Here is a 22,104-nt window from a genome sequence, read left to right on the forward strand (position 1 = left end):
CGAGCGCGAGCGCAACGGACGCTACTGCAGCGCTCACGGATGAATGGCATGGCTTGCCTGGGGCAATACGAAGCTGCGCTAGAGACCGCTGTGGGCTGAGTTCTCGGCAGGCGCAAGATGGAAAGCACCCGCGGCTATGTTGAAGAGTTGCAGGGCACAAGGCGCTGGCGCAAGCGGCCTGACCGCCAGTTGGCGGAGTTGTATACCGAATTCGGGGCCGAGTTGGAACGCGCCTCGCGCGCAGGCGGTTATCGAACGACATCATGGCCAAGCTAAAGCTCAACGCGCAACGTGAGCATCGCATCGAGATGGAAATCGTCGTCGACGCGTCTACCGAGGAGGAGCGTGCGCTATCGTGGTACTGCTACCTGGAAGAAGAGTTCTCGTTTCCATTCAAAGCCAGTGTTCGCAAGGCGATGGACTCCTCGCCGCTGCCCATCGGCGAACACGTCTTGGTCACCGGACTCGCTCATGAAGATCTCCGCCGGGTCGGCATTTTTGCCTAGGTTCGGTGGGGCGAATGCGACGTGGTGGCGCCCCTAGCCCAGATCGATCCGGTGAACGGCGACAAGCCGACGCGCGTTGCGGTCGCGGACTGGCACTACTGGCGCGATCAAGGTTACGCATTCGGAATCCAGAGAGCCATTGCGCTGTCGCGGACGGAGCTTGCTTACCTCGTGCCTCGATCTCACGCAGCAACGGCCGTCGCGCGTGTCCGGTGTGCTCGGTTGCATCCGGGGAATTTTGAGGGAGGGAGTTGTTGTCGATCGACGATGAAATTGATGTCAAAGCCGTGGCGACGATCAAACCGGAGCGCCAGGGGACGGTGCTGGCCGAGTTGGCCAGGACGCATCCCCGTCTACGGCGTCGCTTGCGATTTGAGCTGGCCGCCCCCCACGGCGAGAACATGGTCGCTGCCGTCCGCGAATGGATCAGTGAACTCGGCGCGCAAACGTCGTTTCTCGACGCGGAACAGCTCAGCGAATTGGCAGCGGAGCTCGATGCCATCCGGGTGGCCATCGCCTCCTCTATTGCCGGAGCTGCCCCCGATCGCGCACCCGACCTGATGTGGGAATTCTTCGCGCTGGCCGGAACGGTCTATGAACGCACGACCGAAGAGGGATGGGAAGTCAGTGGTATCTTTGACGAGGCCTGCTCCGATCTGGTCAAGGTGAGTGCCCACGCAGGCGTCGACCCTGCACTATTCGCCACGAAAGTTGTCGCCGCGCTCAATGCCGATCAATATGGAGAGTACCGTGCGCTGATCGGGGCGATTGCATCAGCTGAGCCGTGGGCGCCAGCCTACCCCGGCCAATTGACGGCCTTGCTCAAGCGCATGAGCAGGACAAAGAACAGAGGGCACCTGCTGCCCCCCGGATGACGGCAACGACAGCGACGACGGTAGCAATGACAGAAAGAAATCAGCGGGCGAACGCGATTCGCTGGATCCAGGCCCAGATGGCCGAGTACGGGCTGCCGATGGAGGAACTGGAGGCAGCGGGGCGCTTTGATCCGGCGCCGGGGAATGGCACTGATTTGGATAGCGGATTCCCCTCAGATCGGAAAATCCACCGAGCATTGAAGGAGGCCCGGCCAGTGGTGCGACAGTCCTTCGGTAGAACGTGGTGGGGCGAGCAATGGCTCAATGCCCTGACACACATCGACTACGACAATCGTCTGCCGCGCGGGCGGACCTACGCGAACAAAGGAGCGGTCAAGGATCTTGTCGTCAGGGCCGGGACGATCCACGCCCAGATACAGGGCTCCCGGCCACGTCCCTACCAGGTGACGATCACGGTACCGCCGCTTTCCGCCAAGGATTCCGCACGGCTTCTGGACGCCATCGCCGCCGAGCCCACCCTGATCGCCCGGATGCTCAACCGGGAACTGGATCCGTCGGTGCTGGACCACGCACGCAATCTTGGGATTTCCGTCTTCCCTGCCCGGTGGAAGGACCTCGATATGCAATGCTCCTGCCCCGATTGGGCCGTGCCTTGCAAGCACTTGGCGGCGGTGATTTACCTCCTGAGCCGGGAAATCGACGGCAATCCGTTCCTGGTGTTTTCATTGCGGGGTGTCGACCTGGCGCAAGCCTTGAAGTCGCGCGACATCCATTTGGCGCCGGCAGCTGGGGCTGTCCTCCCCACGTTGACCGAGTTGCTGCCGACAGCTTCAGAGGCCCTGGCTGATGCGGGGGATCTTGCTGCGCTTGATCAGCTGGATTTCTCCGGGATTCCGGACCTGTCCGATCCACTGCTACAGGTGCTGCCGGCGCGCCCCACTTTCTTTCCCAATGGAGATTTTCGCGAGACGTTGCGGCGTCTTCTGGCACGTTCGAGAAAGGCCGCGCGACAAGCCATGGATTCCCGCGCCGGTGCCGTCGACGCGCAGCGCCTCACGTTCTCCGGTGATGACCGGCCGGGGATTGAACTGGACGCAAGATTGCACCCGTCGGTGTTCGGCACGAAGGACATCACCACCATCGAAGCACTGGAAGCAGCACTGGCTCACGTAGATGTGAGCAATCTGCCAGACGTGCAGCCCGAGGTCGCCGCGCTGTTCCAAGTGCGCTTGACGGCACTGCAGTTGATCGCGCATGGCGCGGTGATCCCGCAAATCCTCTTGGAGGATACCGACACTGTCTTGCTGCGCTGGCTCCCAGCCACGCTCGATGGTTTCGTGGCGACCGTCATGCAGCGACTTGCCACTGCGTTGCCAGCTGGCCTGGTCAAGACCGGGAAGGGAAGGAAGCGTGCCGTCCTCACCCAGGAGGCCCAGGCAACGTTCCTCTGTTCTCTGTTTCTGAATCACTTCATTCACGCATGGGCGGATGGCGCCAGCGAAAAGCCCCTCGGGAATAAGACGATGGCCTTGTTCTTCTGCACCGGCCGAGCCCGCTACGACGGTCCCGGTGAAGGGGAAATCGCCGCCGGCATTCACACCTGGCTATCCCGATACCATCTGGCGCGCCGAGAACATGTACCGGTGCTATGCCTCGAGGAGGCAAAAGCGGGCCATTTCGGGCTGGCACTCGCGATCGAGCATCGTTCGGCAGCGCTGGAGAAACCAGTACCACTGGCAGCGATTCTGACCGATGAGGCCTGGTCGAAGGGCCGTTTTGGCATTCTGCAGACAATCGCGCTACTGGCCGAGTTTTTCCAACCGCTCAATGCCTATATCAGTGCTGGCGCCAAGACCCCCGTCAAGATTGCTGCGGATGAGCTGCCGGCCTTGCTGTTTGATACGCTGCCGGTAATCCGCTTGCTCGGGATTCGCGCGCTGCTACCGAAGGCGCTCAACCATCTACTGCGACCTCGCCTGTCCATGCAGATCAAGGGTACGGCGACCGATACTGCGGGATTTTTTCGCGCCGACGATGTTCTTGCCTTCGACTGGAAAGTGGCCGTCGGTAACCATCTCATTACGCGCGCCGAGTTTGAAAGGTTGGTGAAGGATGCCGCAGGCGTTGTACGTTTCAAAGGGGCGTACGTCTATCTGGATCCCAAAGAGATCGAGCGCCTGCGTGCCCAACTGCTTAAGCCATTGGCACCTTCGGGCGCTGAACTGTTGCGCGTGGCCCTCGCAGGCGAACTCGCCGGCACGACCGTTGGCCTGGATGCCAAGGCCCGCAAGATCATTCAAGATTTGGTGGAAGCGGGCACGGTCCCGTTGCCTCGTGGTATCAACGCCACCCTACGCCCTTACCAGCAGCGGGGTTATGCCTGGCTTTATCGCAACGCGCGAATCGGTTTGGGCAGCGTGATCGCCGATGACATGGGGTTGGGCAAAACACTGCAGGTCATCGCTACGCTGCAAAAGCTCAAGGAGGATGGCGCGCTTGACGACGCCAAGGCCCTGGTCATCGTGCCTACCAGTTTGTTGACCAATTGGCAGAAGGAAATTGGGCGTTTCGCCCCCAACCTGAGCGTTGGCATCTTCCACGGCAGCAAGCGTGAGCTCGCGGTGAGTCGGCCTGATGTCCTGCTGACGACCTACGGTATCGCGCGTACGGCTGCTGCTACCCTCCATGCCTTGGCATGGCGCGTCGTCGTAGTGGATGAGGCCCAGAACATCAAGAACCCGGCTGCCGCCCAGACCAAGGCCGTGAAAGCGATCGCGGCCAGCAGCTTTATTGCCATGAGTGGGACGCCGGTGGAGAACCGCTTGTCCGAGTACTGGAGCATCCTGGACTTTGCGAACCGGGGCTATCTGGGAAGCCTCAATCAATTCGCGCGGGAATATGCGATGCCGATTCAGATCCAGCGCGATCAGCATGTCGTGCAGCGCTTCAAGCGGGTCACGGCCCCCTTCCTGCTGCGACGCCTGAAAGCCGACAAGGCCGTCATCAGCGATCTGCCCGACAAGATCGAGCAGGATCAATACTGCACGCTGACCAAGGCCCAGACGGCGCTGTATCAATCGGTGGTACAGGAGGGATTGCGAGTCATCTCAGGGGAATCCGACACCTTCAAGCGCCAAGGCCTGGTGCTGCAGATGATTCTGGCATTGAAGCAGATCTGTAACCATCCGGCGCAATATTTGAAACAGGGACAGGCCGACGCGGCGGCGTCTGGCAAAGCGGAGCGTTTTTTCGAGCTCATCGACGATATCCACGCCAGCCACGAAAAGGTGCTGGTATTCACCCAGTTCCGCGAGATGGGAACCCTGCTCTGCAGTTGGCTGCGACAGCGATATGGCCGCGATCCGCTATTTCTGCACGGGGGTGTCGTGCGAACCAAACGAGATGCTATGGTCGAGCGATTTCAAAACGACCGTACCGAGCGTGTATTTATTCTGTCACTTAAAGCCGGCGGGACAGGGCTAAATCTGACCGCGGCCTCCAACGTCATCCATTACGATCTATGGTGGAATCCAGCGGTGGAAGCGCAGGCAACCGACCGAGTCTATCGCATTGGCCAACAGCGCAACGTTCAGGTCCACCGATTCATCACTCGCGCTACGTTTGAAGAGCGTATCAATGACATGATTTTCGCCAAGCGGGAACTGGCCGACTTGGCAGTAGGCACGGGCGAACAGTGGATCGGTAATCTTAGCCGGGACGAGCTCAAGACGCTGTTTAGCCTGGGAGAGCGCTGAAAGGATGTCGCCCCACGTCATGCAGCAAAGACTATTCGGCTTTGATGTTGGCGGTCCTGACCACCTCCGCTCCACCGCCACGCGCACGTAGCAGTGCAACGCTCGCCACAGCGCTCTGCGGGCTGGCCCGAGTATCACACTGACCGCGGAGACGTAAGCATCCTGACGTACGCCGGCAAGTCCAGGCACTGGTAGCCGGCGGCCGTCAACGCCCGAGCCTCTTCGTCAGAAAAGGCTGGCGAGAACAGCGCCTTGGTCGAAGTCCACCCTTTCACCCGGCGCCCTTCCTTTGTCGACATGAACCGCTCGATTTGTTGCTCAAATTCGGAAAGCGAGGACAGGGTGTGCTTGCTTGCACTGCGCTTACACGAGCCGAAGCGAATACGCCGCGCGTCCTCGTCGAGTGCGACGATGTCGATCTCGATCGCGTTCTGTTCGTCTCGCGGCCGATTCCAGTAGCCCAGTTCGATGGAGGTCAGCGAGAAATCGCCCACGCCCTTTCGCGAACACTCTACGTGCAACTGACGAATCAGCTTCTCGAATGCGTATCCCTCGTGTCCGTGCAGCCGAGGGAGTGTCAGATCGATCGCCTTCGATAGCGGGCGCATGCGAGAAGCGTCCCGCGCCGGCTTCACGACCGACAGCCACACCTGCAGAAAGTTGTCGGTGATGTAATAGCGGGAATTGCGGCTCTTGCTCTCCGAGAACACCGGGTGGCGCTTGTCGACCATATGGTAATTCTCGACCAAGCGTTTGATTGTGACCTTCAACGACGCTTCGTCTTCATCCCGCAGCAGTGTGCCGACCAGTTGCCCGTGGCTCGAGCCCGGATGTTCCGAGAGGAAGTTTAGGACAGAGAGCAGTCTGCCCTTCACCTCACGGAGGAAGGATGTGTCTGCCTCTTCGGCCAGAGGGCTGCCTTCGCGAAGGAACATCCGCTCGAGCAAGGCTTCCTGAAACCGGGCGTCCACCTGAAATAGGCCCTGGTCATACGCGTCCCGGTAGAACTTGGGAACGCCTTCGAAGAAGCCCCAGAGCGTGAGCCAATGGTGCGGGTCGCGGATATCGTGTGCGCGGTACACCTCGATCAAGTCCTCGAAATCCCAGTGCTGCAGATCGATAGTCGCAGTGAGCCGCCCAAAGAGCGGCGCACCCTTGTCGTCGAGGAGCGCGCTCATTTCCGACTGCAGGGAGCCAAGGACAAACAGCCCGCCCCCTTGCGTATCGCGCAGCCGGTCCACTTGCTCCTGCAGGAATGAGTTGAAGGCGTAGAGCCTCCCCTCCGTGAAATACTGGAATTCGTCCAACACGACGATCAAGCCGCGGCGGCATAGAAGGCCGATCACGCCGGCCATCGAGGCGAAGTCAGTGACTTGCGGGGCCAGTGCATTTGCGATCTCGGATTCGCAGTCTTCCAGCGCCCGGCGGAACCCAGCCGCCACATCTCGCTCGTCTGAGTCTGGTATCTGCATGTAGACCATCCGAGCGAGTAACGACGGTTCGCTCTTGGATAGCTCACGCAGCAGGGTCGTCTTGCCAATGCGTCGTCGGCCTTGGATGCGGCAGAAGAACCAGTTTGGGCCATGGACAATCCGGTCCAGAGTCTCCAGCGTCCTCATTCGTCCGTAGAATTCCCAGGAGGTCATATTCTCTGCTTAAGTTACATTTATGTATCTTAAGTGATGGTTGACCGCAAAGCTAGGTGGGAAGACGGCTTGCTGCGGAAAAGCCCGTTCCCTACGTCAAGCGGAATAGCGCCGGGGACGTGTAGATTTGGATATCCCGTATAAGTTACAAAAATGTATCTTATCTTGAACAGTCCAAATAAGCGCTTTTTGCTTCACATATCCACGAACCCCTCGGCTTATAGGCCTGCATCTGGAGGAAGCGAAATCATTGCTGAGTCGGCTGCAGCGCACGATGGTCGCGGCACAGGTTGCCGAAGCGGTTGCCCGGATCAGCGTTTGCCCCACGTGCAGTGCGCAGTTGGCTTGCAAGGGTCACCATCACCTGGTCTTCCGTAGTGCGTTCGGGCGACTGTCGATTGACAGTCCCAGGATGGACAACTGCTCGCTGTCGAGCAAGCGCGCGGCCTGTGCCGCGGCGGTCACGACGAAGGCGAATTCGCCTCCTTGCGAAAGGGAGGATCGCGAAATAGATGCGCTGTTCGCGCGGCAGGTTGATCTTGCCGGCCAGGAACATCAAGGCTAGCAATTTTCCGGCGACCAGTACGACAACCAGCATCGCGACCAGAAAGGGCCGGTCCGCGAGCACACTGAAGTCGATCGCTTCTTCTTGCGTTTCGGAAGTTGATGGTGGTGCAAACAGCGTAGGCGGCTGCTTTGTTGCGGCGAATCAAGGCCCTTTCCCCGCCGATCGCCGGAAGCAGCGGGGGCGCTCTTCGCCGGGCGTCGGCGGCAGCACATACGCGTGCCGGTAACGGGCGAGTCCGACAAACAGCTCGGCGGTCGCGGGCAGCATCTGCCAGACAAGTGGCCGGCTTTCGTGAGCCACCGAACTCAGCCGCATCCCTCGCTTCTAGGCCTGGCGCAAGTTCACCCTCCCCGAGGTCCACCCGCGGCATGTCGCGCCAGTTCGCGACTACACCCTTGCGCTGCCGACGCCAACCTGAGAGCCCCCCCGCAGATCCTTGTCAGAAAAAGGAAAGCACATGACGCATGCGGGAAAGCGGAAAGCTGGGCCCGGCCTGATGATTCGACACACAGGTAGCCCCTCAGGCGAGCTCAATCGGCAAGCCACAGGTGCATCTTCATATTCGAGGAAGGCAGGAGACCACATGGCGAAAGTCGTTAGGATTTACGAAACAGGCGGGCCGGAGGTCCTTCGTTTTGAAGACGCCACGGTTGGCGAGCCGGGGCCGGGAGAGGTCCGCGTCCGTCACGTGGCCGCAGGACTGAACTTTGCTGACACCTACTTCCGCAGCGGCACTTATCAGGTTCCGCTTCCCAGCGGAATCGGCAACGAAGCCGCCGGCGTGATCGAGGCCGTCGGGGCCGGCGTCACCCATCTGGCGGTCGGCGACCGCGTGACCTATACGGGCTTCGCCAACACGCTGGGCGCGTACAGCACGGAGCGGCTGATCTCCGCCGCGCCGCTGATCAAGCTGCCGGAGGCAATCACTTGCGAAGTCGCCGCGGCGATGACCATGCGGGGCTTGTCAGCCTCCTACCTGATGCGCCGGATCTACCCGTTCAAGGCGGGTGACACCATTCTGCTGCATGCCGCAGCGGGTGGTGTCGGCCTGATCATTTCGCAATGGGCAAAGCTGCTGGGTCTGACCGTGATCGGAACGGTGTCTACCGATGCCAAGGCCGAAGTGGCGCGCGCCCATGGCTGCGATTACACGATCAACTACAGCCATGAGGACGTGGCCAAGCGCGTGCGGGAACTGACGGATGGCGTGGGCGTGTCCGTGGTTTTCGACAGCGTGGGCAAGGACACCTTCATGGCCTCGTTGGACTCCCTCAAGCGCCGCGGCCTGCTGGTGTGCGTGGGGTTCGCCTCCGGCCCGGTCACCGGGTTCGATCCGGCAATTCTGGCCCGCAAAGGCTCGGCATACCTGACGCGTCCCGGCCTGGCCGACTATATCGCCGATCCTGTTGAGAAGGCGGAACTGGTCGATGAATTGTTCGGCCATGTAGCGGCAGGCCGCATCCGCATCGAGATCAATCAGCGCTATGCGCTGGAAGACGCCGTGCAGGCACACCGGGACCTCGAGGCTCGAAAGACCACGGGTTCTTCCATCTTTGTGATTTGACGGTTTCCCGCCCCGGAAACGCTCTCATCTGGTTCGACATTCTCAATTTTTACGATTCACCCTGGAGACCCATCATCATGAACTTCCTTGACGGCCACTTGTATCCCGAGAACCAGCAGCCGCTGATCATTACGGCCGCTCCGTATGCGCCGGGCTGGATTCCCGCGGACTTCCCGGAGGATATCCCTGTCACCATGGAGGAACAGATCCAGAAGGCGGTGGATTGCTACGAAGCCGGTGCCCGGGTGCTGCATCTGCATGTCCGTGAAGCCGATGGCAAGGGGAGCAAGCGTTTGTCCATGTTCAACGAATTGATCGCCGGGGTGCGCGCCGCCGTGCCCGACATGGTGATCCAGGTTGGAGGCTCCATCAGCTTCGCGCCCGAAGAAGGCCAGGCCGCCAAATGGCTGAGCGACGACACGCGGCATATGCTGGCCGAACTCGATCCGAAGCCTGATCAGGTGACGGTGACAGTCAACACGACGCAGATGAACGTGACCGAGCATGCCGGCCTGGATGACTTCAAGGGCGTGTCGCGCGGATTCCCGCATCTCTACGACACGTACAAGGACATGATCGTGCCCTCGAATCCGAGCTGGGCCGAGGAACACATCCGACGCCTCACGGCCGCCGGCATCCAGAGCGAGTTTCAGGTCTACAACATCAACAGCTTTGAAACGATCGAACGCATGATTCGCCGCGGCGTCTACAAGGGCCCGCTGGTGATGAACTGGGTGGCGATCAGTGGTGGCATGGACCAGGCGAACATCTACAACCTGACCAACATGCTGCGTGCGGTACCCGATGGCGCCGTGGTCACGGTGGAAAGCTCGGTGCTCAATGTGCTGCCCATCAACATGATCGGCATGGCCCTGGGCCTGCACGTGCGATGCGGCATCGAGGATGTGCTCTGGAACCAGACCCGCACGGGGAAGATGAGTTCGGTCGAGCAGATCAAGCAACTGGTGCGTATTGCCCGCGAATTCGGTCGCCCCATCGCGACGGCGGAGCAGACGCGAGAGATCCTGAAGCTTGGCGTGTTCTACGACACCGTGGAAGAAACGCTCCAGGCCAATGGCTTCTCGCCCAATCGTAATGGTGGCCACCAGGGATTCCTGCGCAAGCAAGAAAATCAGTCGGCCTGACAACGGTTCACGCGGCCTTCTTGCGCTGTGCTTCGCGTCGGCGTTGCTCGTGCCGCTTGGGGCTGCGTCGCCCTTGCGGTTGGCGTTCCTGTGCTGCCAGAGCGATGCATCCGGAACGAGCGCAGCTAGAGCGATCGCCAACAGAAAAATTATATGGAGGGTGACAATGACATTTCGAATGCAAAAGCTGCTTGCTGCCACGCTGGGCACGGCAGCGCTTGCGGCGTTGTACGCATCCGCGCCGGTGCGGGCGGAGGATGCCTGGCCCGCGCGCCCGATTCAGATGGTCGTAGCGTCATCCGCAGGATCAGGAACCGATTCTCTGGCACGCCTGCTGGCGCAACGCCTGTCGGTGTCCTTGAAGCAACCGGTCGTCGTTGACAACCGGCCGGGCGGCAGTGGGGTCGTCGGAACAAACGTCGTTGTCAAGGCAGCGTCCGACGGGTACACGCTGCTTTACACCACGGCATCGAACATGGTCATCGCCCCGGCCGTGCTGAAGACCATCCCCTACGATCCGAAGAAGAGCCTTGTGCCGATCGCCGAGACCGCGGAGGGCGGGGTGGTGCTGCTGGTGAGCAATGATCTGCCGGTTCACAACCTGCCGGAGCTGATCCAGTTCGTGAAGGTAAACCCGGAAAAATACGGCTACGCCACCTGGTCCACGGGGTCTTCCGGGCAGCTGACGATGGAATGGCTCAAGAAGCAGACCGGCATGAAGACCGATCACGTTCCATATCGGACTTCGAATCAATTGTTGACCGACCTTGCTTCAGGTGTCGTGAAAATCGGCTGGACCGATCCGGGCGCGCCCATTCCCTTCCTGCGTTCCGGTAAGGTCCGCGCCATCGCCATCGCAGGCAATGCGCGCGCACCGCAGCTGCCCGACGTCAAGACCATGGGTGAACAGGGCTACAAGTTCGATGCGGTGGGCTGGTTCGGCGTCTTCGCACCCTCGGGAACCAACCCGGCGATCCTGAAGAGGCTGGCTGAGGAAATCAATAAGGTCCAGAAATCTCCTGATCTCGCAGCCACGATGAAAGCCATGAACTTTGGGCCGCCACCTGCGAAGACTCCGGAGCAGTTCCGCGAGATGGTCAGCAACGATCTCCAGCTCTGGTCGAAGATCGCTACCGATGCGGGGATCCAGATCGATTAGTGCCCTGATTCCCCCCCGTAGAGCCGCAGCAAATTCAAGCTTTAAAACAGGACGAAGCGCAATTGCTCACCCGAAGGGGGAGGGGCCGCGCTCGTCCCTGCATATGCGCGGCTGTTTTGCGTAAAGGGGGAAATCGAATCTCAATTCGTCGCCTGGCAACGCTTTGACCTCGTGGCATCCGCGCGCCACAAGGTTGGAGACGATAACAATGAACGTGGAGGAGTTCTGGTGAAAAGAAAGATTCTTGCCTTGGCCGCCGTTAGTGCGTGTGGGGCAGCGAGTGCGCAATCCGGCGTGACCTTGTACGGTGTGGCAGACGTCAACGTCGAGTACGTCAATCGCGTCGGCGCCGCTGTGCCGTCGGCCGCCAACGGTTTCAAGTCGGGCGCCGGCCATAGTGTTGTCCGCGAGGACTCCGGTGGGTACTCCGGCTCGCGTTGGGGTCTTCGCGGCACGGAGGACCTGGGCGGCGGGATGAAGTCCATTTTCGTTCTGGAAAGCGGCTTCAATCTCGATACCGGCACGTCCCAGCAAGGCGGCCGCCTGTTTGGTCGCCAGGCCTTTGTTGGCCTTAGCTCGGAATATGGGCAGCTCACATTCGGCCGACAATATCAGTCGCTGTTTTCTACGCTGGCCAACTTTATCCCTGCCCGATATGCCACCCAGTACGAGCCGATCGGCGTGGTCACCGGAGCGAACTTCCGCGAGGACAATGCGGTGAAGTACGTCGGCGTGTTCGGCGGCCTTACGGCACAGGCCAACATGTCGTTTGGCGTAGGGACGACGCTGCCGCAAGTCGCCCCAAATGTTCCGGCCGCCGGTGGCAACGGTGAAGTTCCCGGGCAGTTTCGCCGCGACTCCGCCTATGGGGCGGGGTTGAGCTATATCTCCGGGCCTTTCGGCATAGGCGTTGCCTATGACCAGTGGAATCCGACGATCGGCACTGGCAGCGGTACCTTCAGAAAAGCCGCAGTCATGGGCAGCTACGCCATCAATGGCACGGCGAAGGTAATGGGCGGCTATCGCTGGGGCCAGAACAAGGACCAGAACGGTACCCTGACCATGCGCGACGATTTCTATTGGATAGGCGGTCAGTACCGGCTGTCTCCCGCACTCGACTTCACGCTCGAGTATGACTATCAGAACGTGAAGAGCCTCGGCGGCAACACGCACATTGCCAATCCCTGGCAGATTGCCCTGATTGCCGACTACGCGTTCTCGAAGCGTACGGATATCTATCTGACCATGGCCTATTCAAAGAACGCTGGCCTGGCGATGGAATCGGCCGCGAGCAACTACGCAACCAGTCTTACGGTCAACAACTACGCGCTGTCCAATGGCCAAAGCTCGATGTTTGGCGCCGCGGTGGGTATCCGCCACGTGTTCTGAGGGCGGCTATCAAGGCCAATCTACATAAGCTCCACCGGGAATGCCGATCTCCTGCCAAGTCGGCACTTTCCGCGGCATTCCCGGTTTCAAAGGTTCCACAGGAAACCCCTGTGGAACCTTTGCCCTTTTTGATACTGCAAGTAAAAAGGCAGTCTACGCGGCGGTCTTCCCACCGTTCACGTGAAGGGATCCCGGTGTTCCTTCCGTTCCTGCACTGTTCACAGCGATGTCGAGGCATCCAAAGCGCTCGATGGCATGCCGGACAAGACGGATAACATCGTCTTCACTGCTGATGTCGGCCGCCACGAAGTCTGCTTCCGCATCCATCTGCCGGAGTTCCGAGAGGAGGGCCGCTCCGGCAGCGGCGTTCCGCCCGGAGCACACCAGTCGCGCGCCTTTGGCTGCGAAGGCAAGCGCCGTCGCGCGGCCGATACCAGCGGTTGCACCGGTAACCAAGACAACAGGATAAGTCATGAATATTTCCTTGGATGGGTGAAGCGTTGTCCTTCGCTCTTTGGTCGGGAATGTACTGCTTGGTGGGACTTCGCCATGCTACGAAACATTGGGGTCGCTTGCCGTAGTTGCGCGCGGAATGTCGTGAATTGGAAAGTCAATGTCCTGACCGAATATGCATGGAAGCCCGCAACGCCAGATACTCGTCCCCGAGAAGCCGGCATCGTAGGTGATATCCCGTACTGATTCGAAGCCGGGCCGGCAGAACTACTTGGTCTCTCTATATGCAGGGCTGTACTGAGGCGTCTTCAAACCAAACGAGGAGTTCCAGTTTCATGGCATCCGAAAATCAGCCAACGGTTGTGATTGTTCCCGGCTTTCGCGATCACATACCAGAGCACTGGCAGTCGCTGCTGGCAGAGCGTTTGCAGCAGCAGGGACGAGCAGTGCGCATCGTGCCCCAGATTGATCAGGACAAGAGGTTGCGCCGTGCCAGGGTAGCGAACCTGGAGCGTGTCGTCAGCAACATCTCGGGGCCGGTCATCCTCGTTGCTCATAGTGTGGGCTGCCTGATCACCGTTCACTGGGCACAGGAGACGGAGTGCACTGTGCAAGGCGTATTGCTCGCCGCCCCGACCGACTATGGCAGCCCGTTGCCGCCCGGATACAGCGATCCGCAGACGCTGGCAGACGAGGGCTGGACCCCAATTCCGCGGCGCCATCTGAAATTCCCAAGCATCGTGGTCGCGAGCCGCAATGATCCGCTCGGGAAGTTCGAACGAGTCGGCGAGCTGGCGCACTCCTGGGGCAGTCGGTTCGTCGACGGCGGTGAAGTCGGGCATCTTGGACCGGCGGATGGCTATGGAACGTGGCCACTGGCGGAGCAACTCGTTCAGGAACTCTGAGGGCAAGCGCGACGGCGTCGGTGGTAGCCAATATTCGGCGATGCCGTTGTGTTGACAAAGGCTGCGCCGAATCAGGCCATCCAGTGCCCGACCGGACCGATGCCGGAATTCAGGCTGCCGTCAGCCAGGCCACTTCGCCAGCACGTCGCGGATGATCTGTGCAAAGGCCTCGGCCGACTGGCCGCCCGAGACCAGATAGCGGTTGTCGAAGATGATCGATGGAACGGATGGATACCCATCGCCTGGAATTCCGCCACTTCGGCGCGCACCGCGTCCGCATACTCGCCGCTCTCCAGCACGCGTCGCCCTTGAGTGGCATCGAGCCCCACCGATTGGGCCGATTCCAGCAGCATCTCATGATTACTGGGGTCCTTGCCATCGCCGTGATATGCCTTCAGCAGCGCCTCCTTGCACACATGGGGCGTCTCTCGCCGACGAGACCTTATATCGCTTTGAGTGCGGGATGCCGAAACCCGTGGTCGTTGCGCGTCTTCCTGTCGACGCGCATGCGCCTTATCCCTTCGTGAAGATTTCCAGAAAATGCTTGCTCGGATCCTCGAAATAGATTCGGCGACAGCCATCCTCCGTGCTGACCTCGCCGGGGCGGCGGCGGTAGGGATCCGCCCAGTACATTAGATTGCGCGCCCGGATGCGGGCGAAGCTTTGCTCGAATTCGGCGTCGCTGATCAGGAAGGCATAGTGTTGCAGGGCAACGTCGCCTTCCGCGTCCATGAAGTCCAGGGTGACATCGTTGTCCAGCCGTACAGCAAGAAACGGCCCGAACGGCACCGCGGCGGGACGTCCCAGGATCTCGGAGAGGAAGTCGGCGGACTCCTTCTTGTCGCGGGAAAAGACGATGGTGTGATTAAGCTGGATGGCCATGTCGCAATCTCCGAATTGGGGGGTATCTGCAAGGGACCAACGTGCCAGCCTGCGCGGTGCGGATACCAACCGTTACCGCGCCCCCTGGCAGGGTACATGGTAGCCACATTTCACAGGTATTGATTGAGACGTCATCGGTCCTCGACGTCTGAACAGCCGCAGTCCATACTTTTTTCGCCAAGCCCGCGATCCCCCGCGGCATATTCCAGAAAAAGCACAATACAAGACATGCGGCAGGCAAAGCGGCGCGCATCCTGGCGACCAGACGCCGTACACAAGACCGACGGTGCGGGCAGCGACCGCAGATGCCGCGAAGCGCCCGGTCCGGACAATGGTGGAGACATGAAACACAAGTTCCTGAGGCTTGCGGGCGCGCTCGTGCTCGGTGCTGCCCCCGGGCGGCACAGACAGGGCAACCCGCCCCAATATCCTGCTGATCGTCGCCGACGATCTCGGGTATTCCGATATCGAAGCCTTGGGCGGGGAAATTGCCACGCCGAACCTGGACCGCCTAGCGGGCCTGCAACGCAGCCGGACGGGTTATGAGGGATACCTCAACGAGAAGGCATTGTCGTTCCCGCAACTGCTGAAGGACGCTGGTTATCGCACCTATATGACCGGAGAATGGCACCTCGGCGTCAAGGACGAGCACGGGGTCAGGGCCCGTGGCTTCAACCGCGGATATGCCATGCTCCGTGGGGCAAGGACCGCTGGGAGCTGTACGACCTTTCGGTCGACCGCTCGGAACTGCATGACCTGGCGGGTAGCCGGCCGGACAAGCTGAAGGAGCTGATGGCCGCCTACGAGGACTACCGAAAGGCAAACGGCGTGGCGGAGTTCGACGGGCTGGCACAGCGCAAGGGCTATAGCAATGGCACGTCCTACTACGAGGATATTCGTGGGTTGGACAAGTAGCGCTCCCAGGGCGAGCGTGACCGTCCTGCTGGTCCTGGCGGTGCAGGGTGCAGGGCGCAGGCGTCAGCGTCGCACCGACGGTTGCGACGGGGGGCGGCACCTTCGGTGCTGTACACCGCTCGCCTGGCCCAGACCGACAGCCTGTGCGAGAGTTATTGCGGTGTACCGGAAGGCTTCGGGCCCGGCAGCGCTGGCCATCCGAACCGGGCCGGCATGGTCCGCCTTCTGGGCGGGACTTTCCGAATGGGATCGGCGCAGGGGTATCGCGAAGAGCACGAGGTCTCGCCCGGTCCCGGCGGGGAGATGGCGGCCTTGCCGATGACGATGTGTTCGAAGCCGGCCGGTGGATCGAGATATATGGCTTGTGCTGAAGTCATGGCATTCCGTCCTACCGACCGGAGCGATTCCGCCCGGTGGGGTTTCAATGGTGCATCGGACTAGACAATAACGGAACTGTTCACGTCAGCGAGAGTGTTCGCCCCAAGCATAGCCATATCTCGATCAACCTCGTCGCGCAAAAGAGTAATGGCGTGGCGAACGCCCTCCGATCCACCAACGGACGCAGCGTAGATAAAGGGCCGCCCCAGGAAGACAAAGCGGGCCCCCAGTGCCAGTGCTTTCAAAACATCACCGCCTCGCCGGATTCCGCTGTCCATCATGACGGTTGTCTTGTGCGCGACGCTTTCACAGATTTCTGGCAATACGGCAAGCGGCTCCACGGCACCGTCCAGTTGGCGCCCGCCGTGATTCGAGACGATGATGCCGTCGGCGCCCAAAACCACGGCGCGTTCTGCGTCGGATTTGTGCAAAATTCCCTTGATGACCAGATTGCCGCGCCATCTTTGCCGGATGCGTTCGATGTCCGTCCAGTTCAGGTGATCACGGCCTGTTGTGTCGCGAATCGCCGAAGCCGACAAGATCGGTGCGCCGCGCGTGGCAAAGGAGTTCTCAAAATGCGGCATTCCGCTCGAGAGGAGCGTTCTGGCGAACGTTCCCGCCAGCCAGCGTGGCCGGGACACGCCGTCGAATGCCAGGCGGACGGATGGCCGCAAGGGCAGCGAGAAACCAGTACGAACGTTGTTCTCCCGGTTGGCCCAGACGGGAATATCCACCGTCAGGACCAGCGTGCCGAACCCTGCCGCGCAAATCCGCTCAATAAGCGCGTCCCGACGCATGGCATCGCCCGGCAGGTACGCCTGGAACCACGTGCCTGGTGCGGCAGCGTGAACGTCCTCCATCGGAATCAGGGACGTGCCGCTCATGATTGCGGGTATCTGCTCTTCGCGCGCAGCTTGCGCCAGCACCACATCGCCACGGTAAGCGGCAATCGCGCTGATTCCGACGGGCGCTATTCCAAACGGAGACGCGTAACGCTGCCCGAAGATCTCGGTCGCTTGCGATCGTCCTGAGACGTCGACCAGGACCTTGGGGCGAAACCTGACCTCGTCGAATGCCGACCGGTTGGCGGTGAGCGACTTTGCATCCTCCGCGGCGCCGGCAATGTAGCCAAAGATAGGACGCGGTAGGCTTTTCCTTGCCGCGACTTCAAAATCGGCAAGCGAGAGGATCGGTCGTAGTCGTCGATGAATCTGACGGTTGGCGCCATAGGCAGGCTTGGCAGGTATTCCAGCGCTCGGAACGGCTTGGCTTTCTGCAACTTCTGTTAGAGATGTCATCTTGATTTGAAGTGTCTATCAGGCCCAACCGCTATCACTATCAGCCACGCCGGATCACATTGATAATCAGGCGAACGTGCCTCGCTGGCGCATCAGCTCGCGGAACAGCGCCGCATTTTTCTCGAACGGCGCGCGCCCGTGGAGGTAGAAATAGTTGTTCAAGACAACCAGGTCGCCGACGGGCAGCGACACTTCCCTTGTTCCCGGTGAAGCCTCCATGGAAGTCGACAGGTCGTTGAGAAATGCAGCCTCCTCGCGATTGCGAGGCTGTACGAACTGATCGATGAAGGACATCGACAAGCCGAACTCGTTCTGGAAGAAGAGCGGGCGCTCGACCCTATCGCTGACATTCTTGGATCCCGGCGCCTTGTAGAGGAACGGCTGCGTCCCGAGACGGTGACTGACAAACCTGCCACAGTCTTCCCAATCGTCCAGATGCAAGAATCGGGACTCCCCGCCAGTTGCATTCTGTTCTGCGAACTTCATCATCAACAGCCAGTCCGTCGCTTCGGTAACGAAGGTGCCATCGGTGTGCATCGTGAAGAGTCGATAGGCTTGGCGCAAATAGGAGTCGCTATCGTCCGTGTGCTTGACCACGAAGCGAGCATAGTAAGTGCCCGACATCGCATCGTGGTTGCCGGGGCCCAAGAGGTGCCCAATGGCAGTGCCGAAGCGAACGAAATCGTCGGCGTCCGTCGTCAGCCCCTGGAGGCCTACCGTAAAGCCACCGTGCTGCCGATCCTTCACAATGCCGTTGATGGTTGTAGCGAAGTCTTCGCCGATATGCTTCGCGATCAGGTCCGCGAGCCCGTAGCGCATGAAGGGAACATACTCGAGATTTTGAACATCGACCTTGCGTGCGTCATGCAGGAACCCAAGAACGGCATCGCGCTCAACGGTCACATGCAGGATGCGATGGTGATCTGGGTGGGCAGACACTTGGAAGCGGGACTCGTCATTGCTGGCAAGCACTGACGCAGGAAGCGGGGCATTCATTGGTAGCTCTCCGGGATGTTGTAGGGTGCTATTTCATCTGGAATCTTTGATATGATCCAGATAGAAAGCAGTAATCTTTGTTCCGCAATTGAGATTAAAACGATGATCGACGTTCGCCAGTTGCAGTGCTTCGTCGCCGTGGCGGAAGAGCTTCACTTTGCGAAGGCGGCAGATCGTTTAGGTGTCGCACAATCAGGGCTCAGCACCCAAATCCAGCGCCTTGAACAAGATTTGGGCGTCACGCTCTTGAACCGCAACAAAAGGAAGCCGGTGTCACTTACCGACGCGGGGCACCTGTTCCATGCCGAGGCTGTTGCTGCGTTGCGGCACATTGAGCGGGCCGACCAGGTGGGGCGCCTGGCTGCCCGAGGGCTGGCTGGCGTCATCCGTGTGGGCTATGTGGCATCTGGCGCAAGCAGCGGCCTGTTGTCCATGATGCTGAGCGAGTTTCGGAAAGCGCATGAGATGGTCCGGATCGAAGTCGTGCCAATGGAAACGCCAAGGCAGCTCGAAGCGCTCAGCGATGGCCAGATCGATGTGGGCATTGTCAGGCCCAGGCGACTCTATCCGGCTGGCGTTATCACGAAGGTCGTACAGACTGAACGTCTGCTGGCTGCAATGACAGCAAGCCATCCTCTTGCAAGGCGAGGGACAGTCTCAGCGCGGGCGCTAGCGGATCAATCGTTCATCGTCCCTCAGTTTACGGACGAGGAAGGCTTCGGCGATGCCCTATCCGCCCTGGGAAAAGCCGGAGGCTTCACGCCTCATCTGGAATATCGTGTCCAGGATTTCATCTCCGCAATCTGCCTCGCGTCCGCGGGATACGGCGTGGCCATCGTGCCTGAGTCGATGCAGAATTTCTCCCAGCCAGGCATCTTCTACACTCAGATCGCCGACTTCAAATTCTCAGTGCATCTGGCGCTGGCGCATAGGCGCCGGGAAATATCCCCGGCGGTACGAGCCTTTGTGCAACTCGGAACTGAGGCTCTCAATGGCCGTGCTTCGTAGACTCGGCAGCGCGCTCAGCCGTGTCGCGCTTCCGCGACGTAACACCATCTGCCGATGAGGAACACGGTGAAGGGCAGAATTGCCGCGAACGGTAGCCAGCGCAAGGCAACTTGAAGACCAACCGCGTCCGCTACCATACCGGTGATAAAGGGGCCTGCTGCGAGGCCCAATATATTGTTAAACAGCGTCAGAGTGGCAAATGCCGAGCCGTGAATGGCTGGCGGCGTGGCCCCGGCAATGATCGCGCTACAGGTGCCGAACGAGCTGGCAAGGAAGAACACCCCGGGCGCAAGGAGCGCGAGTTGCAGATTACCCTGTGGCAAACGGAATGCGATCGCCAGCAGAGTGCCTAACACGAGGCAGTAACCAATGGCCATGTTCCACCTCTTGAGCGACGAATCCCCGCTGATCCGATCGGTCATCACACCGCATATGAGTTGGCCCAGGCCGCTGACAAGGACAAGGCCGGCCGCCAGTGTGGCCGCTTCGCTGACAGGCATGCCCCAGTAGCGATTCAGGTAGCTGGGCAGCCACACGAACAGCGTGCCTTGAACGAAGATCTGCAGGGCGCAGCCGAGGTAGGCACAAAAGACAGACCGGGACGGGAACAGGCCAGAGAAATAAGCGCGCGGTGTCAGTTTCACATGCCCGTGCACCGCGGTTCCGTTTGCATTGTCCGGTTGCGCACTTGCGAGTTTTTTCTCGGTGACCACGAAGTAATAAATGATCACCAGCGCAAAGCCAAGGATCGCCATCAGGCCCATCGACCATCGCCAGCCAAAGTGCGTCGCGATGATGCCGGAAAGCGAAACACCGAGTACGGACCCAAACGCTGCGGCAGACGTGAAGCCGCCGGCAATGGTAGACCGCATGTGCCTGGGGAAGATGCTCATGAGCATAGCGAATCCGACACTTCCGTAGGCAGCCTCGCCGACACCAACGAACAAGCGTGCGACGAGCATCTCGTGGTAGGTGCTGGCGATGGCGCACCCGAGCGTGGCAACACTCCACACCGCCACCATCAGTGCAATGCTTTTGACGCGCCCCCAGCGGTCCGCGATGATGGAAAATGGGAGGGTCAGCACGCCGACCGTCAACGGCACCACGCTACTAATCGAACCGAGCTGGGTATCGGAAATCTGCCACTGCAATTTCAAGAGTGGAAACAAGGCATTGATCGCCTGCCGCGACATGTAGTCAGACAGTAGCAGGCAAAACATCAATGCAAAGACCACCCACGCGTAGGGTCGGGCACCAGTGGTGGCCGCAGCCGGCTCAGCCGGCATCGCGTTACTCGTAGACACGTTCAATTTCTGTCTCCTCAGGACCTCTAGCGTCGGATCATCTAGCCCGGCGCTACTTCCCGCTTTACCTTGCACGCCTTGAACTTGGCCATTTATGACAGTCATCCGCTGACGCAGGGGAGCCGAGGTCGGGGCCAACCTGCACGCTCTGGATATCTGAGCAGGGTTTTCCCTTTGCTTGCGCGAGTTGGTAATAACTTGTCGCGAACGGGCAAGCTGGTTGACCCGATGCGATTCGAGAATAGACGAACAAGCCTTTCTAAACACGTAAAGCATCGCAATCAAAAGGGATAGACATGAAGAAGCAGATCAATCACTCAGGATGGCGCGGTTGCGCCTTGGTAATTGGTGTTGGTGTTGGTGTCGCCGGGGGCGTGTCCGTGGCCCAAGCCCAGGAGGCTTGGCCCAGCAAGCCGATCCGTCTGGTGGTGGCGGGGCCTGCCGGCGGCAGTGCCGACGCGTTGGCTCGGCTGCTGGCGCAAGGCCTGCAGCAAAAGTTGAGTAAGCCCGTCATCGTAGAAAACAAGGCGGGTGCCGCCGGTGCACTGGCGATCGGCGATTTGCAGTCCAACGGCAAGGATGGCTATACCTTCCTGGTTATCCAGGGCGGTGTCGTGAGCGAAGCGCCGTTGGCCTACAAGGTTCATTACAAGCCCTTTACGGACCTGAAGCCCCTGGCCCAGATCAGTCGCACGGGGCTGGTGCTGGTAGCCAACAAGGATGTGCCCGTCTCCAACCTGAAGCAGCTGGTGGACTATGGCAGGTCGCAAAAGGACGGCCTCGTTTTCGCTTCCTATGCTACGGGATTGAAGGGCCACACGTCGGGCATACTGCTCGGGCAACTCACGCATGTGCCAATGCGGCATGTGGGCTACAAAGGCTCTCCTCCGGCGTTGAACGACCTGATGGGTGGCCACGTGCCCCTGATGTTCGATGGGGTGACTACCTCTTTGCCGCTGATCAAAGCGGGAAAGATCAAGGCGATTGCGTTGAACTATCCGACCCGGATCGCTGAATTGCCGGATGTGCCTACTTTCAAGGAGCTCGGTTACCCGCAACTGGCGCAAGCAGGGTGGTTCGCAGTGTGGTCCCGCCCGGATGTCGTACCGGCAGTCCAGGAGAAAATCCGCGAGATAACACTGGCGTATTTCAGGCAACCCGCAGTGCAGAACCACGTCAAGGACATGGGGATGGAGCAGGGGAGCGCCGCTACGTCCGAGGAGTTGATGGCGGACCTGAAGCAGGCATACCTGCAACAGTCCACGCTGCTGAAGTCCATTAACTACCAGCCAGACTAATAAGAGATTATTCGGCGCAAACTCGCCATTGCAGTCCGAATGGGCTTTGCGCAATCATTGAGCCAGTGTGCATGCGGCATCGTCGATCCGGCGATGTCC

At 60.2% G+C, this 22,104-nt stretch carries 17 protein-coding genes and 3 pseudogenes; 12 read left to right on the top strand and 8 right to left on the bottom strand.

Translation table 11 applies throughout. The features are described from left to right. Positions 1-308 precede the first annotated feature (308 nt). From AB4Z48_RS33450 to AB4Z48_RS33460, 3 genes and pseudogenes are all read left to right on the top strand, one after another. Positions 309-548: pseudogene (locus tag AB4Z48_RS33450) on the top strand (calcium-binding protein); the annotation flags it as partial. Positions 549-760: 212 nt separating this feature from the next. Beyond that, complete coding sequence (locus tag AB4Z48_RS33455; protein ID WP_441622011.1) at positions 761-1,381, top strand: DUF6880 family protein; 621 nt, start codon at positions 761-763, stop codon at positions 1,379-1,381. Between the two features lie 26 nt (positions 1,382-1,407). Next, positions 1,408-5,097, top strand: a complete 3,690-nt coding sequence (locus AB4Z48_RS33460) for an SNF2-related protein (RefSeq protein ID WP_441622013.1) — start codon at positions 1,408-1,410, stop codon at positions 5,095-5,097. Positions 5,098-5,231: 134 nt separating this feature from the next. On the opposite strand, the gene AB4Z48_RS33465 is transcribed toward AB4Z48_RS33460, so the two are convergent. Continuing rightward, on the bottom strand, positions 5,232-6,743 hold the full coding sequence (locus AB4Z48_RS33465) for an ATP-binding protein (protein WP_441622015.1): 1,512 nt from the start codon (positions 6,741-6,743) through the stop codon (positions 5,232-5,234). 247 nt (positions 6,744-6,990) lie between these two features. After that, on the bottom strand, positions 6,991-7,371 hold the full coding sequence (locus AB4Z48_RS33470) for a hypothetical protein (protein ID WP_441622017.1): 381 nt from the start codon (positions 7,369-7,371) through the stop codon (positions 6,991-6,993). A gap of 523 nt (positions 7,372-7,894) precedes the next feature. Between AB4Z48_RS33470 and AB4Z48_RS33475 the strand changes: the two genes are divergently transcribed. From AB4Z48_RS33475 to AB4Z48_RS33490, 4 genes are all read left to right on the top strand, one after another. Beyond that, on the top strand, positions 7,895-8,875 hold the full coding sequence (locus AB4Z48_RS33475) for a quinone oxidoreductase family protein (RefSeq protein WP_441622019.1): 981 nt from the start codon (positions 7,895-7,897) through the stop codon (positions 8,873-8,875). 77 nt (positions 8,876-8,952) lie between these two features. Then, positions 8,953-10,020: a 3-keto-5-aminohexanoate cleavage protein gene (locus AB4Z48_RS33480; protein ID WP_441622098.1), complete on the top strand. Its 1,068-nt coding sequence runs from the start codon at positions 8,953-8,955 to the stop codon at positions 10,018-10,020. A gap of 166 nt (positions 10,021-10,186) precedes the next feature. After that, positions 10,187-11,179: a Bug family tripartite tricarboxylate transporter substrate binding protein gene (locus AB4Z48_RS33485; protein ID WP_441622021.1), complete on the top strand. Its 993-nt coding sequence runs from the start codon at positions 10,187-10,189 to the stop codon at positions 11,177-11,179. Between the two features lie 228 nt (positions 11,180-11,407). Beyond that, positions 11,408-12,568, top strand: coding sequence for a porin (locus AB4Z48_RS33490; RefSeq protein ID WP_441622023.1), 1,161 nt, complete (start codon positions 11,408-11,410; stop codon positions 12,566-12,568). A gap of 183 nt (positions 12,569-12,751) precedes the next feature. On the opposite strand, the pseudogene AB4Z48_RS33495 reads toward AB4Z48_RS33490, so the two are convergent. Beyond that, positions 12,752-13,042 (bottom strand): annotated as a pseudogene (locus AB4Z48_RS33495) (SDR family NAD(P)-dependent oxidoreductase); the annotation flags it as partial. 314 nt (positions 13,043-13,356) lie between these two features. Here AB4Z48_RS33495 and AB4Z48_RS33500 point away from each other — a divergent pair. After that, a complete protein-coding gene (locus AB4Z48_RS33500; protein ID WP_441622025.1) occupies positions 13,357-13,926 on the top strand; it encodes an RBBP9/YdeN family alpha/beta hydrolase in 570 nt (189 codons plus the stop codon). Positions 13,927-14,046: 120 nt separating this feature from the next. On the opposite strand, the pseudogene AB4Z48_RS33505 reads toward AB4Z48_RS33500, so the two are convergent. Beyond that, positions 14,047-14,336: pseudogene (locus tag AB4Z48_RS33505) on the bottom strand (DsbA family oxidoreductase); the annotation flags it as partial. Positions 14,337-14,439: 103 nt separating this feature from the next. Beyond that, entirely contained in the window at positions 14,440-14,808 is a 369-nt protein-coding gene (locus tag AB4Z48_RS33510) for a VOC family protein (protein WP_441622027.1), read from the bottom strand. A gap of 385 nt (positions 14,809-15,193) precedes the next feature. Between AB4Z48_RS33510 and AB4Z48_RS33515 the strand changes: the two genes are divergently transcribed. Together AB4Z48_RS33515 and AB4Z48_RS33520 are read left to right on the top strand one after the other, a co-directional pair. After that, positions 15,194-15,592, top strand: a complete 399-nt coding sequence (locus tag AB4Z48_RS33515; protein ID WP_441622029.1) for a sulfatase-like hydrolase/transferase — start codon at positions 15,194-15,196, stop codon at positions 15,590-15,592. Positions 15,593-15,600: 8 nt separating this feature from the next. After that, positions 15,601-15,723 carry a hypothetical protein gene (locus AB4Z48_RS33520; RefSeq protein ID WP_441622031.1) on the top strand — a complete coding sequence of 41 codons (123 nt, stop codon included), beginning with the start codon at positions 15,601-15,603 and terminating at the stop codon, positions 15,721-15,723. Between the two features lie 437 nt (positions 15,724-16,160). On the opposite strand, the gene AB4Z48_RS33525 is transcribed toward AB4Z48_RS33520, so the two are convergent. Further along, positions 16,161-17,399: an alpha-hydroxy acid oxidase gene (locus AB4Z48_RS33525; protein ID WP_441622033.1), complete on the bottom strand. Its 1,239-nt coding sequence runs from the start codon at positions 17,397-17,399 to the stop codon at positions 16,161-16,163. Positions 17,400-17,465: 66 nt separating this feature from the next. Next, positions 17,466-18,395, bottom strand: coding sequence for a glutarate dioxygenase GlaH (gene glaH / locus AB4Z48_RS33530; RefSeq protein WP_441622035.1), 930 nt, complete (start codon positions 18,393-18,395; stop codon positions 17,466-17,468). 51 nt (positions 18,396-18,446) lie between these two features. Here glaH and AB4Z48_RS33535 point away from each other — a divergent pair, with 51 nt between their 5' ends. Beyond that, positions 18,447-19,403, top strand: coding sequence for a LysR family transcriptional regulator (locus tag AB4Z48_RS33535; protein ID WP_441622037.1), 957 nt, complete (start codon positions 18,447-18,449; stop codon positions 19,401-19,403). 14 nt (positions 19,404-19,417) lie between these two features. Here AB4Z48_RS33535 and AB4Z48_RS33540 read toward each other — a convergent pair whose 3' ends face one another. Then, positions 19,418-20,713 (bottom strand): MFS transporter, encoded by a 1,296-nt coding sequence (locus AB4Z48_RS33540; RefSeq protein WP_441622039.1) that lies wholly within the window; start codon positions 20,711-20,713, stop codon positions 19,418-19,420. Positions 20,714-21,003: 290 nt separating this feature from the next. On the opposite strand from AB4Z48_RS33540, the gene AB4Z48_RS33545 reads away from it, so the two are divergent. Beyond that, complete coding sequence (locus AB4Z48_RS33545) at positions 21,004-22,005, top strand: Bug family tripartite tricarboxylate transporter substrate binding protein (RefSeq protein ID WP_441622041.1); 1,002 nt, start codon at positions 21,004-21,006, stop codon at positions 22,003-22,005. The last annotated feature ends 99 nt before the right edge of the window (positions 22,006-22,104 follow it).

This window comes from Cupriavidus sp. 2TAF22, from assembly GCF_052115045.1.
GTDB lineage: Bacteria > Pseudomonadota > Gammaproteobacteria > Burkholderiales > Burkholderiaceae > Cupriavidus.